We start from the raw sequence: 14,598 nt of genomic DNA, 5'->3' as shown, positions 1-14,598 counted from the left end.
CAGGGCAGCCCGTTCCGGTTTAGCCGTGCAGACCGAGCTTGTTCGCCGTCTGCCAAATCCGCCAATGATCGTGCGGCATGTGGGTGTGACGGTTGCCAAACGCACGGAACGCATCGTTCACAGCGTTCGAGAAGCACGGAACACCACCGACATGCGGGCTTTCGCCCACGCCCTTGGCACCAATTGGGTGGTGCGGCGACGGGGTGACGGTGTGATCGGTTTCGTAGTTCGGCACTTCCCACGCGGTTGGCAGGAAGAAGTCCATCAACGTCCCCGTTTTCACGTTGCCCATGTCGTCGTAGGCGATCTCTTGGCCCAGTGCGACGGCGAGGGCTTCGGTCAAACCACCATGCACCTGACCTTCGATGATCATCGGGTTGATACGTGTGCCGCAGTCATCGAGCGCATAGAAGCGGCGGATGGTCTGGACGCCAGTATCCACGTCGATGTCCATAACGCAGACGTAGGCACCGAACGGGTAAGTCATGTTCGGTGGATCGTAGTAGCTGACAGCCTCTAAGCCCGGCTCAACCCCTGGGATGGCCTGATTGTAAGCCGCGTAAGCGATTTCCTTCATGGTCTTGAACCGCTCAGGCGCGCCTTTCACGACAAAGCGGTCGATGTCCCACTCAAGGTCGTCGTCATGCACCTCAAGAAGGTAGGCCGCGATCATCTGCGCTTTCGCACGGATTTTCCGACCAGCAAGAGCGGTTGCCGCACCTGCCACTGGGGTCGAACGGGACCCGTAGGTGCCCAGACCGTATGGCGCGGTGTCGGTATCACCTTCTTCGATGGTGATGCTATCCGCTGGTAGACCAATTTCGGACGCGAGGATCTGCGCAAAGGTTGTCGCGTGACCCTGCCCCTGCGAAATGGTGCCAAGACGCGCAATCGCCGACCCTGTCGGGTGGATACGGATTTCGCAGCTATCGAACATCCCCATGCCGAGGATATCGCAGTTCTTCACAGGTCCGGCCCCGACGATCTCGGTAAAGAAGGACAGGCCAATGCCCATGATCGAACGGGTTTCACCGCGTTTGAACGCCTCAACGCGTTCGGCTTGCTCTTTGCGCAGCCCATCGTAGTCGACCGCCTTCAGCGCCTTATCCCATGCGGTGTGATAGTCGCCCGAGTCATATTCCCAGCCGAGAGCCGACTGATACGGGAACTGGTCTTTCTTGATAAAGTTGATGCGACGCAGCTCTGCCGCATCCATGTTCAACTCAATCGCAAGGACTTCGATCATCCGCTCGATGAAATAGACCGCTTCGGTCACACGGAACGAACAACGGTAAGACACGCCACCCGGTGCTTTGTTCGTGTAGACACCATCAACCGCGAGGTAAGCGGTCGGGATGTCATAGGACCCCGTGCAGATGTTCATAAAGCCGGCGGGGAACTTGGTCGGGTCCGCACAAGCGTCGAACGCGCCGTGGTCAGCGGTCACGTGGCAATGAAGGCCAGTGATTTTGCCGTCCTTGGTTGCAGCGATTTTACCCGTCATCCAGTAATCGCGAGCAAACGCGGTGGACATGAGGTTTTCCATACGGTCCTCGATCCACTTCACGGGCTTACCCGTGACGATGGATGCAACGATCGAACAGACGTAGCCCGGATAAACGCCCACTTTGTTACCAAAGCCGCCGCCGATGTCGGGGGAAATCACACGGATGTTGTGCTCTTCGATACCCGACAGAAGGGACGCCACGGTCCGCACGACGTGCGGTGCTTGGAACGTGCCCCAAACGGTGAGCTTGCCGTTCACCTTGTCCATCGACGCGACCGAGCCACAGGTTTCCAGCGGGCACGGGTGCGTGCGGTGGTAATACATGGTTTCGGTCGCGACGACTTCGGCGTTGTCGATCACGTCGTTGGTTGCAGCCTCTTCGCCAGCTTCCCACGTAAAGATGTGGTTGTGATGCTTACGCGGACCATGCGCGCCTTCCTTCTGGTCGGCGATGTCCTCGCGCAGAACCACATCGGATTGCAGCGCCTCGAACGGGTTCACAATCACGGGCAGTTCTTCGTAATCGACCTCGACCAGTTCGACCGCGTCAGCCGCGATAAAGCGGTCTTTGGCGACGACAAAGGCAACCTCTTGCCCTTGGAACAGAACTTTACCGTCGGCCAGAACCATCTGTTTGTCGCCCGCAAGGGTCGGCATCCAGTGAAGGTTCAGAGGCGCAAGGTCAGCCGCTGTCAGAACAGCAATCACACCGTCTACCGCCATCGCCTTGGACGTATCAATGGATTTGATCCGCGCGTGGGCATAGGGCGAACGGACGAAATCGCCGTGCAGCATGCCGGGCAGTTTCACGTCATCGACGTAGTTGCCTTTGCCTTGGGTAAAACGTGCGTCCTCAACCCGCTTGCGCGAGCAACCCATGCCCTTGAGATTGGCGGAACGCTCTACTTGATCTTCGTTCAGGTCTTTCATTCTGCGGCCTCCTTCGCGGCGTTCAGCTCGCTTGCAGCGGCAAGGATGGATTTCACGATGTTCTGGTAGCCCGTGCAGCGGCAAATGTTCCCTGCCATGCCAAAGCGGACTTCCTCTTCGGTCGGGTTCGGGTTTTCTTCGAGCAGTTTGGACGCCCGTGTGATCATGCCCGGTGTGCAGTATCCGCACTGAAGCCCGTGGTGTTCACGAAAAGCTTCTTGCAGGACGTGCATGTTATCGGGGCCGCCCAGACCTTCGATGGTGGTTATGTCCGCGCCGTCAGCTTGGGCGACGAACATGGTGCAGGCTTTGACCGACTTACCGTTGATGGTGACGGTGCAAGCGCCACAGTGGGACGTTTCGCAGCCGATGTGCGGGCCCGTGATGTTCAGGCGTTCGCGCAGTGTATAGATCAACAGTTCGCGCGGTTCGGCCAGAAACTCGTGGCCCTCGCCGTTCACGTTGAGTTTGATGTGCATCTTGTTTGACATGGGTCTCTCCTTACGCGCGGTCCCAAGCGCGGGTGATCGCGCGAGTGAGGATGATGCCGGCCACATGGCGTTTGAACGCAACGGGCCCGCGGTTGTCTTCGGTCGGGTCGATGTCATCGAGCATCGCGTTAACAGCAGCCTTCACCGCGTCAGCATCGCATACCGTTCCGATGATCGCGTTGGCAGCGGCTTCGGACCACACAGGCACGTCGCTGAGGTTCGTCATCGCGATAGACGCGCTCGACACTTTGCCACCTTCGGTTTGGATGGTGACGGCAGCAGCAGCGGTGGCGTAGTCGCCGATTTTGCGCTTCTGCTTTTCGTAGGAATACCCACCCGTCGGCGCATCAAAGCTGATCGCAGTGAGAACTTCGTCCTCCTCGCGCGCGGTGACATATGCCGCCTCGTAGTAGTCACGCGCAGCAACGTCGCGGGTCCCGTCTGGGCCCACCAAATGCAGTGTCGCATCGAGGCACTGCATCAAACCCGGCATGTCGTTGCCTGGGTCGCCGTTCGCAACGTTGCCACCGACAGTGCCCATGTAGCGCACCTGCGGGTCCGCGATCTGCAACGAGGTTTCGCGCATGATCGGCGCGACTTTCGCCAGTTCTGCGTGGTTGATGATATCATGCTGCGTGACCATTGCACCGATGGTGACGCGTGACCCGTTGATGGAAATCCCGCGCAGACTTTCGATCGACTGAAGGTCGATGAGGTGCGGCACCTCTGCCATGCGGAGTTTCATCATCGGAATGAGGCTATGCCCACCGGCCAATACACGAGCGTCGTCTCCGTGCTCTTTCAAGAGCGCGATGACCCCGTCCATATCGGATGGTCGATGGTAATCGAATGAGGCTGGAATCATTAGTGGCCCTCCCTGCCGGCAATGATCAGATGAGAGGAGACTGCATACCAAAGCACACCGCCGTCAGCGGTTCGTCAGCGAAAAACGAGGGAATTTTCACGAAATGCGAATAGGCCCGCACGAAATGCGAAAGCGCTAAACGCCCAAAACGTCGCGCACGGGTTTGAGCTGTGAACGGCTCACGGGAACTTTGGGCAGCTCGGGCAAATTGAAGTAACAGACGCCTGTGTCCTTTAGCCGTTCGAAACCAGTGACCATCGCGGGGTTCACCAGATAGCTACGGTGGGTCTTAATAAAGTTCGATTTCGCGAGGCGTTTTGTAGCATCCGCAATCGACCACGCACAAAAGAACTGGCCGGATTTGGTATAGATGTAAGTGTAGTGCCCTTCGGCCCGGATAGCCGCCACATTCGACGCATCAATGAACTGCGTGCGGCCCTCTTGTTCGTAAGGGATCTGGCGGGTTGCGATCGGTGCGGGCGTTGGCGCTTCTTCAACTTGCGGCGCCTCGACAGGCTCTGCAACCGCCACGTTTTCCGACGGCAAAAACGTCGTCGTCGATAACAAGAACGCTCCACAAAGAGCAAAGCTCGTCAAAACAACGCCAATCGCCAATGTCTCGTTCCCTATCATCGGCCCGACCTGCGATGGCACCAACATCTGAACAAAGTTTGTCCCCGCAATCGCAACGAAGTGCACGCCACAGACTGCAAATCCAAATACTACAGTGCCCAGCAAGATGTTCCGCCGATTGCGCCGACCGTAGGCAATACCAAAGGCGATCACACTCAGCACACAGGACGCCACGATCGAAATCCCGATCCCAAGGGGCGTATAGACCGCACGACACAATTCGAGCGCAGCCATGCCAATGTAATGCATCGCCCCGATCCCGACGCCAACGATCACACCTGAAAGCAACAGCTTCGCCCGTGTGCGCTTCCCAAAATGCAGGATCAAAAGCGCCGTGCCCACCACAAGGATCGCAACCAAGGCCGAGGTCAGCGTAACTGCGGCATCATAGTAAAACACAAACGGCAACTGCAGCCCGAGCATCGCAACAAAGTGCATCGACCAAATACCGCCCCCCAGCGCAATCGACGCAAATGAAATCGCGATTTTGCGCTGTGTGTAGGAATAGGTAGACAACCCGTTGGTCAGGCTCAGGCCCGTAAAGCCCGCCATTAGCGCCACCGCGAACGATGCAACTATCAGCCATAGGTTATGAGAAAACTCTACGAACTCCATACGAACGACAGTCAGCCTCCCTTCCAACTGGTTCTATTGTAGCCCCATGACGGCGGGGTGACCGAACAGGCGTCAACCTAAGGCAATTTTCAGATTTGTCCCGTTATTTATTGAAACTGCAAATTAGCCCTTGTCCCACAGCAGTTTGCGCTTTTCTGCCATACGTTCACGCTGATCACGGTCGTGGCCCAAACGAAACGACGTCTCGACGAAATCAATATGGGCGCGAGCCGCGGCCTCTGCGGCGATGGGATCGCTGCCAAAAATCGCCTCCGCAATGGCCTTGTGTTGTTCGAGCAGCCGATCGCCCGCAGTATCAATCGTACGCAGGAAATTGCGGTTATAGAACACCCCTCTACGGGTCAAATCATAGATCGACGCCATCATATGGATGAGCGTGGAATTGTTGCTCGCATCCGCTACAGCAGAGTGGAAACTGATATCCGCAACCTTTGACGCTTCTAAGTCTTGATCCTCATGCGCTTTCACCATGCGATCCAAGATCGACGCGATAATGTCTTTATCAGTCTGGGTCGCCCGCTGCGCTGCCAACCGGGCGGCAAAGGCTTCCTGTTCGCGGCGATACTCTAGATAATCATAAAACGCCGCAGGGTGCCGCGCATATAGATCGAGGAACGCAGGCGTCATCGCAGTACCCGTGAGCTGCGCGATAAACGACCCTTCGCCATGGCGAACAATCAGCAACCCTTCGTCTTCAAGCTGCTTCAGAGCTTCACGCAATTTAGGCCGCGACACCTCTAGCCGTTCAGCCATTTCGCGTTCAGACGGCAGCCGAGCACCCTCTTTGAGGATGCCATTCACGATCATCGTTTCGATCTGATGGACCACCGCGTCAGCTACCGAATCGTGAGAAATCGGTTCGAATAATGCGCTCTGCTTCACCATTGAACGGCCCCTCCTCAGCTTCAGAGCTAAAGTAGAGAGGTAAGTTAAATTTTCCAGCCTAAAATTCAAGCAGCCTCCGCAGGCACTCCTAACCCGCCGTCCTTTGCCGTTGTAATTTCGTGAGAAATTCAACGCTCGCAGGTCGTCAGACATCCGAACAGAACACACTTTTATGGAATTTTACTGACCTATATTTCCCTCCAATTACCATCAGTGGTAAATTTTATTGTTGACTGTAGGCAGAGGTATATTGTCTTTACCACTCTATCCCATTCGGCGCCAACGGCCCGAGTGTCGACAGTTTAAATGGAGGAGAGACAATGAATAAATTCACCGCACTCGCTGTAACCGCTTTGGTACTCGCAGCGCCCGCCGCAATGGCAGAAGACGATCCAATCCTGCTCAAAACCCCTGTTGCGTTTAACACCGCCCTTCCGGGTCTCGGCTCGCCGATCCCGCGCGTTGCTGAACAGCTGGAACTGATGTCGGGCGGTAGCCTGCGGATGCGCGTTTACGAGCCGGGTGAACTGGTTCCGCCGTTCGAAATCCTCGAAGCTGTCTCGACAGGCAAAATCAACTCTGGCTACACCACTGCTGGTTACTGGGCTGGCTCGATCCCAGCCGCACCGCTGTTCTCGGCTGTTCCGTTCGGCCCCGAAGCTGGCGAATACATGGCGTGGCTCTACTACGGCAACGGCATGACCCTGTACCAGCAGATGTATGATGATGCTGGCTACAACGTGCACGTTCTGCCTTGCGCAATCACCGCGCCTGAAACCTCGGGCTGGTTCGCAAACGAAGTCAATTCCCCCGAAGACCTGCAAGGTCTGAAAATGCGCTTCTTCGGCCTCGGCGGTGAAGTCATGCAGAAACTCGGCGTTGCGACCTCTCTCCTGCCGGGTGGTGAAATCTTCTCGGCTCTGGAAAACGGTGCAATCGACGCAACCGAATTCTCGCTGCCTGCAGTTGATACCCGCCTCGGCTTCTACAAACTGGTGAAGTTCAACTACTTCCCGGGTTGGCACCAGCAGGCGACCGTCTTTGAACTTCTGATCAACGGCGACACCTGGAACGAAGCATCCGACACCCAGCGTGCAATCATCGAAAACGCGTGTAAGGCATCGATGGCTGACTCCTTCGCAGAAGGCGAAGCGATGCAGTTCTCGGTGATGATGGACAACGTTGAAAACAACGGCGTTGAAATCCGTCAGTGGAACCAAGAGATGCTCGACACCTTCAAAGCTGGTTGGGAAGAAGTTGCTGCTGAACAAGCTGCAAACGACGAATTCTTCGCAGCAGTTCTGGCTGACATGAACGAGTTCCGCGAAGGCTACCAGATCTGGAAAGAAAACGCGTTCTTGCCGCGGTAAGTCGCAATCGTGGGAGGGTCGAGGAGGCCCTCCCACACCACATCTCCGAACAATTCTACGGGGTCACTGACCCTTTTCCGCACGTTTCCAAGGAGGAGGAACCATGTCGAATACTATCCATTCGTCCGAAGACCCCGTTGAGGTTTATGAAACCCTTCAAGAGCACCCCGACCGCGACATTCAGCCGATTGCAAACGCGCTAGACAGCGTTGTGAAAAGCGTCGGTTTGGTCGTGATGTGGACCAACGTTCTGCTGGTCCTTGCGATCGTAACGCAGGTTGCCTTCCGCTACGTGCTAAACCAGAACTTCCCACAACTCGATGAAATCCAATGGCATTTCTACGGGTTGGTAACGATGATCGGCATTTCCTTTGCGCTTGTGACCGATAGCCACGTGCGTGTGGACGTTCTGCACATGCAGGTGTCCCGCCGCGGTCAGCGCGTGATCGAAGTCATCGGCATCATCTGCCTTTTGTTCCCGTTCATCTATCTGATGATCGACCAAGGCTACGACTATTTCTACGAGAGCTTCCGCGTTGACGAACGGTCCTCTAGCCCATTGGGTCTGCCGTATCGTTGGGCGTTCAAAGCGATCATCCCGATCAGCTTCTGCCTTCTGGCGCTGGCTGCGGTCGCGCGTTTGATCCACGACGTTCACGCGCTTTGGATGAACTACGCAGACGAACGCGAAGGCGGCAGCCTCCGGACGATCCTCGTCACCCTCGTTATCTTTATCGCGGTCACTGTCGCGCTGACGTTCCTCGTTAAATACACCGAGGAAAAGCTCGTTATCGCGATGTTCCTGACCTTTATCATGCTGTTGTTCACGGGCTTCCCCGTTGCGTGGACGCTGGCGGGTGTCGGCGTGATGTATTGCGGTATCGCTTACCTGTTCGACAACAATTTCATGGCGTGGACAGGGCTCAAGCGGACACTCACGGGCCTCGACTATCTGACCTTGGGCGCGACTGTGAACCGTGTCTATTCCACGATGTCGAACCCGATCCTTGTGGCGCTGCCGATGTTCATCTTCATGGGCCTGATGCTGGACGAAAGCGGCGTGGCTGAAAAACTCATGCGGTCTATGCAGCGTTTGTTCGGCACCGTGCGCGGTGGCCTAGCAATCACTGTGACGCTGATCGGTATCATCCTCGCGGCCTCCACTGGTATCATCGGTGCATCGGTCGTCCTTTTGGGCGTCCTGTCCCTGCCTACGATGATGGAGCAGAAATACAGCCCGCGCTTGGCCGCTGGTGTGGTCTCCGCCTCTGGCACGTTGGGTATTCTGATCCCGCCGTCGATCATGCTGGTGATCATGGCTGACCAAATGGCACTGTCGGTTGGTGATCTCTTTATGGCTGCCGTATTCCCGGGTGTGATCATTGGTGGTCTGTATCTGGTGTACATTTTTGTCGTCGCCTTGATCAATCGCGACCTCGCCCCCGTTCCCGAAGGCGCTGTTCGCCCTGACTGGGCCGCCGTGAAGGATGTTCTGATCGCCGTTATCCCGACGCTTCTACTGATCCTGTCGGTTCTGGGTTCGATCTTTGCGGGCCTCACCACCCCGACCGAAGCCTCTGGCGTTGGTGCATTGGGTGCGACCCTTCTCGCGATGCTCTACCGCAAGCTCACCCTGCGCAAACTGGTCAACGTGCTGAAGTCCACCTTCAACACCACGGCCTATATCTTTGCGATCTTCCTTGGTGCGACGGTGTTCTCTTACGTGCTGCGTGAACTCGGCGGCGACGAACTGATCGAAGGCATTATTCGTGGCGCGGGCTTTGGCCCCGAAGGCACGATCTTTATGATCCTGTTCCTCGTCTTCCTCTTGGGCTTCGTCCTCGACTGGATCGAGATCACGCTGATCGTTCTGCCGCTGATGCGCCCGATCGTGAATGGCCTCGGCCTCGATATTCCGGGCTTTGGGGAAATTGATGAACCCGCGCTTCTGTGGTTCGTGATCATGGTGGCTGTGACCTTGCAGACCAGCTTCCTCACACCTCCCGTTGGCTTTGCGCTCTTCTACCTCAAGGGTGTCTGCCCGCCAGAAATCCGCCTGGTCGACATCTACAAAGGCATCATCCCCTTCGTGTTGCTTCAGCTGACTGGTCTGATGCTGGTCTACCTCTGGCCACAGCTTGCCACGTGGCTGCCCTCTGTCGCTTATTAACGGAGCTTGAAAATGCGTCTGGCCCATTGCCACAATTTCCACGACTTCCGCGAACTTGCCCGCCGTCGTCTGCCCGGTCCGATCTTCAACTATATCGACGGGGCTGCCGATGACGAGGTGACCTATCGCCAAAACACAGCTGCCTTTGATCGCTGTGACCTGCTGCCTTCGGTTCTGACCGGCGTGCAGGACGTGGATATGTCTGTCACGGTGATGGGCCAGAAGCTCGACATGCCGATCTACTGTTCGCCGACCGCGCTCCAGCGTCTGTTCCATCACGACGGGGAACGCGCTGTCGCAGCAGCGGCAGAGAAATACGGCACGATGTTTGGCGTGTCCTCTCTGGGCACCGTCAGCATCGAGGAAATGCGGGCCAAACATAAAAACCCGCAGTGCTATCAGTTCTATTTCCACAAAGATCGTGGGCTGAACCGCGCCATGATGCAAAGCGCCAAGGAAAGCGGAGTGAACGTCATGATGCTGACCGTGGACAGCATCACCGGCGGCAACCGCGAACGAGACTTGCGCACCGGATTTTCCATCCCCTTCCGCCTGACACTTGGCGGGATGATGCAATTCGCAATGAAGCCAATGTGGGGCATCAACTATGTCACCCACGAAAAATTCGCGATGCCGCAGCTGGATAAATTCGTGAACATGGGCGGTGGCGCCTCGTCGATCGGCAACTACTTCTCGAACATGCTTGACCCGTCAATGAACTGGGACGACGTGGCGGAAATGGTGCAAGAATGGGACGGCCAATTCTGCCTCAAGGGCATCATGACTGCCAAGGACGCCCGCCGCGCCGTGGACATCGGTTGCACTGGCATCGTTCTGTCGAACCACGGTGGCCGCCAGCTGGACGGATCGCGCACGCCCTTCGACCAGCTCAAGGAAATCGTGGACGAGGTCGGGGACGAAATCGACGTTATCATGGACAGCGGCATCCAGCGCGGCACCCATGTGCTCAAGGCGTTGTCGCTGGGCGCCAAGGCTGTCGGCGGCGGGCGGTTCTACCTTTACCCTCTGGCCGCAGCTGGACAGGCGGGTGTCGAACGCGCGCTTGGCCTGATGAAGGCTGAAATCGAACGCGGGATGAAACTGATGGGCGTGACCTCGGTCAGCCAACTGTCCCGCGAAAATTTACGGTTCCGCTGACCGGAGTTGAAAATGGACAACCGCGCGCTTCTCGCTGAACTACGTCAGATCGTTGGACGTCGTCATATTTTCACCTCTCCCCGCGCAACCCAGCGGTTTCGCAAAGGGTTTCGGTCGGGTGAAGGCGAGGTTCTAGCCGTTGTCCAACCCGCGACCCTGCTTGAGCAATGGAACATCCTCAAAGCCTGCGTGGCCGCCGATAAGATCGTCATCATGCAGGCCGCGAATACGGGCCTGACCGAAGGGTCCACCCCGAACGGCACCTATGACCGTGACGTGGTTTTGGTGAACACCCGCCGCATGGATGGCCTGCGCCTGATCCGCGACGGCAAACAGGTAATCAGCTTTCCAGGGGCAACTCTCTTTGCGCTCGAGAAACTCCTCGACCCGCTGAACCGCCAACCCCATTCGGTGATTGGCTCGTCCTGCATCGGCGCATCTGTCGTCGGTGGCGTCTGCAACAACTCTGGCGGCTCACTGGTCGAACGCGGTCCGTCTTATACTGAAATGGCGCTCTACGCGCAGATCACGGCGGATGGCACGCTTGAACTTGTGAACCACCTCGGGATCAATCTCGGCGAAACAGCCCAAGAAATCCTGACGCGTTTGGAATCCGGTTCTTTTACAGAGACTGACATCGACGACACGAACCGCAAAGGGTCAGACACCGACTACGTGACCCGCGTTCGTGATGTGACAGCCGACACCCCTGCCCGCTTTAACGCCGACAAACGCCGCCTGTACGAGGCCGCTGGCTGCGCCGGCAAGCTCGCTGTTTTTGCGGTGCGTCTCGATACCTTTGAAAAGAACGCATCAGAGCGCACCTTCTACATCGGCACCAATGATACCGCCGCGCTGACCGATCTGCGCCGCGCGATCCTGTCGGATTTTGCCTCCCTGCCCGTCAGCGCCGAATACATGCACGCCGATGTTTTCGACATCTCGGACCGCTACGGCAAAGACACGATGGTCATGATCGACAAACTGGGCACCGACCGTTTGCCAATGTTCTTTGCGATCAAGGGTTGGGTTGATGCGCGACTGGCCAAGGTCCCGTTCATGGGCCGCTTTACGGATCAGTTCATGCAAACCCTGTCGCGCATTTGGCCCGACATCCTGCCTGCATCGCTCCGCGATATGCGCGCCAAACACGAACATCACTTAATCCTGAAAATGCGCGACGACGGCATTGCCGAGGCCCGCGCGCTCCTCGACAAGATGGCGGGCGATGGCCGCTTGTCGTTCTTTGAATGTAACCCGCGCGAAGCGAAAATGGCGGGCCTCCTCCGCTTTGCCGCTGCGGGCGCTGCGATCCGATACAAGGCAATCCACGCTGCAGAGGTTGAGGACATCATCGCCCTCGATATCGCGCTTCGCCGAAACGACGAGGATTTCCTCGAACGACTCCCGTCTGAGATTTCGCAACACCTGACCTACAGCCTCTACTACGGTCACTTCATATGCCACGTGATGCATCAGGATTATGTTGTCAAAGCAGGCGCAGACGTCAAAGCGATCAAAACCGCGATGCTTAAACTGATTGATGAGCGCGGCGCTGAATACCCAGCAGAGCACAACGTCGGCCACCTCTATGAGGCGAAACCCGACCTCGCCAACTTCTACAAATCCATCGACCCTACCAACAGCCTCAACCCGGGCTTAGGCAAAATGTCGAAACGCAAACATTACGCAGAACAAGATTAATCATCAAATCGCGGAAGATTGACCCGAATAAACTAAAGTTTGCTCTTCTGCGTTTGGCAGTCATTAACAAAGCGCCGTATAAGTTACTGGAGTATACGTACAATCCAGTCGCGGATGCCAATGGCCTATGTCACAGAAACCAACGATGCCGTCGCATCGACACAGACGCCCTATGCGATCTCTGTGGGTGACTATTTTGTCGGCTACCTCGCCCAAAATAACGAAGACTGGATAGAGGTCAATTTAACCGCTGGAACAACCTATACTGCTGCAATGGCGGGTTTGGGCACGCAGTCGGCTGCTGTGTCTGATACCTACTTGACGCTCTATTCCTCGAACGGCACCAATATTACAGTCGACGATGACAGCGGCCCCGGTCTTTACTCCAACCTGACCTACACCCCCACGACCACGGGCACCTATTACCTCGCTGCGGGCAGCTACGATGGTGGCAGCAGCGGCGACTATGCTGTGTCTTTGGCCATCGGAACCAAGGCGGACTACGATCTCGCGATGGGGTCATCCGCGCTGATCCGTTCGGATTCTACATGGTCCAGCGCCCCCGCGACAGGCGCGAATGTCACGTGGGGATTTCGGGACAGTGGCACTGCACTAGACGCAGACGGCAAAGCGGCCCCGTTTTCCCAACTCTCCGCAGCCCAAATGGATGCCGCGACCGAGGTTGTAACCTACGCGGCGAGCCTCACAAACCTGTCGCTGACCCAAGTCGCCGCCGGCGGCGGAACCACGAACAATGCCACGATCCTCTTGGCTGGCTACACGTCATCAACCGACGGCGCAGGGGCCTATGCCTATTTCCCGGGGAGCACCGCTGCCTCAAACGCGGCGGGTGACCTTTGGGTGAATAACCGCTGGGTATCGACCAGTTCGCTCGACGTTGGCAGCTACTCCTACTTCGTCTTCTTGCACGAATTCGGTCACGCCATCGGCCTGTCCCACCCTGGTGACTATGACGTGGTCGCGGGAACGACGATCACCTATTCATCAGCAGCTCAGTTCATCTCGGACAGCCACCAATATTCGCTGATGAGCTATTTCGACGAAGCCAACACCATGCAGAACATGGGTCTCTATCCGCAGACCTACATGCTCTACGACATTTACGCGCTGCAAATGCTTTACGGAGTGAACACGGCAACAAACGGCGGCGACTCTGTCTACGGGTTTAACTCGAACCTCGGCGGAGTGTTCGATTTCTCGACCAACACGTCCCCACTCCTCAGCATTTGGGACGGGAGCGGGTCGGACACCATCGACCTGTCAGGCTTTACGACAAGCCAACTCCTCGACCTTAATGATGGGGCGTTTTCCAACATCGGCGGATTTTCTGGCAACGTCTCAATCGCCTATGGCGCCGTGATCGAAAACGGGATCGGCGGCACGGCGGCGGATACGATCAATGGCAATGAATACGCCAACACGATCCGCGGACTGTCGGGCAATGACACCATCAACGGCGGCGCAGGCGACGACCACCTGTTCGGCAACCTAAACCACGATGTGATCCGCGCAGGCAGTGGCGCTGACGATGTCCGCGCGGGCTGGGGCAACGACACGGTTTACGGCGGCGATGGCGACGACCAGCTTTATGGCTACATCGGTCATGACCGCATCTATGGCGAGGCTGGCAACGACAGCATCTTTGGCGACCGAGGACGCGATATCCTGAACGGCGGTGAAGGGGACGACTACATCCACGGCGGCGCGGATAACGATTTCATTGCGGGCGAAGAAGGCAACGACATCCTCATTGGCGGGTCTGGCGACGACGAGCTCTATGGCTTTACTGGTGATGACTCCCTTCATGGCTGGGACGGGAACGACCTGCTGCGCGGTGGCGAAGGCAATGATTTCCTTGCAGGAAACGAAGGCAACGACACGCTCTACGGGATGGACGGGAACGACCAACTCTATGGCGCGACGGGGAATGACACGCTGTCAGGCGGCGCGGGTGACGACCTCATGCGTGGCGGCCAAGGGTTCGATACATTTGTTTACGATGCAGGCAATGATCGGATCGGGGATTTCCTCAACGACGTGGATCGCCTGTCCTTAGACAGTGCCGCACTCGGTCTAAACGGCCTCTCAGCCCAAGAGATCGCCGATATGGCGACCCAACTCGACACCGCGCTGTTTTGGGATTTTGGCGGAGGGAACACGCTGACCCTCGACGATTGGGAAGATGCCAACGACATCGTCGACGACATCTACCTGTTTTGAAAAAGGCC

10 protein-coding genes are annotated in these 14,598 nt (G+C 57.0%); 5 read left to right on the top strand and 5 right to left on the bottom strand.

All coding sequences use genetic code 11. The features are described 5' to 3' along the window. Positions 1 to 19 precede the first annotated feature (19 nt). The 5 genes from AC07ED_RS00775 to AC07ED_RS00755 form a co-directional block, all read right to left on the bottom strand. Positions 20 to 2,437, bottom strand: a complete 2,418-nt coding sequence (locus AC07ED_RS00775; RefSeq protein ID WP_105236665.1) for an aerobic carbon-monoxide dehydrogenase large subunit — start codon at positions 2,435 to 2,437, stop codon at positions 20 to 22. After that, the gene (locus AC07ED_RS00770) at positions 2,434 to 2,928 is read right to left on the bottom strand and encodes a (2Fe-2S)-binding protein (RefSeq protein WP_074039080.1); all 495 of its coding nucleotides are present in this window, start codon (positions 2,926 to 2,928) and stop codon (positions 2,434 to 2,436) included. The genes AC07ED_RS00775 and AC07ED_RS00770 overlap by 4 nt, the downstream gene beginning before the upstream one ends. Before the next feature lie 10 nt (positions 2,929 to 2,938). Further along, a complete protein-coding gene (locus AC07ED_RS00765; protein WP_105236664.1) occupies positions 2,939 to 3,793 on the bottom strand; it encodes an FAD binding domain-containing protein in 855 nt (284 codons plus the stop codon). Between the two features lie 135 nt (positions 3,794 to 3,928). Beyond that, positions 3,929 to 5,041: an MHYT domain-containing protein gene (locus AC07ED_RS00760; protein WP_105236663.1), complete on the bottom strand. Its 1,113-nt coding sequence runs from the start codon at positions 5,039 to 5,041 to the stop codon at positions 3,929 to 3,931. 123 nt (positions 5,042 to 5,164) lie between these two features. Continuing rightward, positions 5,165 to 5,947, bottom strand: a complete 783-nt coding sequence (locus AC07ED_RS00755) for a FadR/GntR family transcriptional regulator (protein ID WP_105236662.1) — start codon at positions 5,945 to 5,947, stop codon at positions 5,165 to 5,167. A gap of 320 nt (positions 5,948 to 6,267) precedes the next feature. Here AC07ED_RS00755 and AC07ED_RS00750 point away from each other — a divergent pair, with 320 nt between their 5' ends. The 5 genes from AC07ED_RS00750 to AC07ED_RS00730 all read left to right on the top strand — a co-directional run bounded on the left by AC07ED_RS00750 (position 6,268) and on the right by AC07ED_RS00730 (position 14,590). Further along, the gene (locus AC07ED_RS00750; protein WP_105236661.1) at positions 6,268 to 7,317 is read left to right on the top strand and encodes a TRAP transporter substrate-binding protein; all 1,050 of its coding nucleotides are present in this window, start codon (positions 6,268 to 6,270) and stop codon (positions 7,315 to 7,317) included. Between the two features lie 103 nt (positions 7,318 to 7,420). Further along, positions 7,421 to 9,487 (top strand): TRAP transporter large permease subunit, encoded by a 2,067-nt coding sequence (locus AC07ED_RS00745; protein ID WP_105236660.1) that lies wholly within the window; start codon positions 7,421 to 7,423, stop codon positions 9,485 to 9,487. 12 nt (positions 9,488 to 9,499) lie between these two features. Next, positions 9,500 to 10,645, top strand: a complete 1,146-nt coding sequence (locus AC07ED_RS00740; protein ID WP_105236659.1) for an alpha-hydroxy acid oxidase — start codon at positions 9,500 to 9,502, stop codon at positions 10,643 to 10,645. Positions 10,646 to 10,657: 12 nt separating this feature from the next. Next, on the top strand, positions 10,658 to 12,349 hold the full coding sequence (dld, locus tag AC07ED_RS00735; RefSeq protein WP_105236658.1) for a D-lactate dehydrogenase: 1,692 nt from the start codon (positions 10,658 to 10,660) through the stop codon (positions 12,347 to 12,349). Between the two features lie 120 nt (positions 12,350 to 12,469). Next, on the top strand, positions 12,470 to 14,590 hold the full coding sequence (locus AC07ED_RS00730) for a M10 family metallopeptidase (protein WP_158664604.1): 2,121 nt from the start codon (positions 12,470 to 12,472) through the stop codon (positions 14,588 to 14,590). The last annotated feature ends 8 nt before the right edge of the window (positions 14,591 to 14,598 follow it).

This window comes from Aestuarium zhoushanense (assembly GCF_056431045.1).
This window is presented reverse-complemented; position numbering and strand designations above follow the sequence as displayed.

Coding starts and splice junctions, on each gene's coding strand:
- AC07ED_RS00775 (WP_105236665.1), bottom strand. CDS start 2,437: ATGAAAGACCTGAACGAAGATCAAGTAGAGCGTTCCGCCAATCTCAAG.
- AC07ED_RS00770 (WP_074039080.1), bottom strand. CDS start 2,928: ATGTCAAACAAGATGCACATCAAACTCAACGTGAACGGCGAGGGCCAC.
- AC07ED_RS00765 (WP_105236664.1), bottom strand. CDS start 3,793: ATGATTCCAGCCTCATTCGATTACCATCGACCATCCGATATGGACGGG.
- AC07ED_RS00760 (WP_105236663.1), bottom strand. CDS start 5,041: ATGGAGTTCGTAGAGTTTTCTCATAACCTATGGCTGATAGTTGCATCG.
- AC07ED_RS00755 (WP_105236662.1), bottom strand. CDS start 5,947: ATGGTGAAGCAGAGCGCATTATTCGAACCGATTTCTCACGATTCGGTA.
- AC07ED_RS00750 (WP_105236661.1), top strand. CDS start 6,268: ATGAATAAATTCACCGCACTCGCTGTAACCGCTTTGGTACTCGCAGCG.
- AC07ED_RS00745 (WP_105236660.1), top strand. CDS start 7,421: ATGTCGAATACTATCCATTCGTCCGAAGACCCCGTTGAGGTTTATGAA.
- AC07ED_RS00740 (WP_105236659.1), top strand. CDS start 9,500: ATGCGTCTGGCCCATTGCCACAATTTCCACGACTTCCGCGAACTTGCC.
- dld (WP_105236658.1), top strand. CDS start 10,658: ATGGACAACCGCGCGCTTCTCGCTGAACTACGTCAGATCGTTGGACGT.
- AC07ED_RS00730 (WP_158664604.1), top strand. CDS start 12,470: ATGGCCTATGTCACAGAAACCAACGATGCCGTCGCATCGACACAGACG.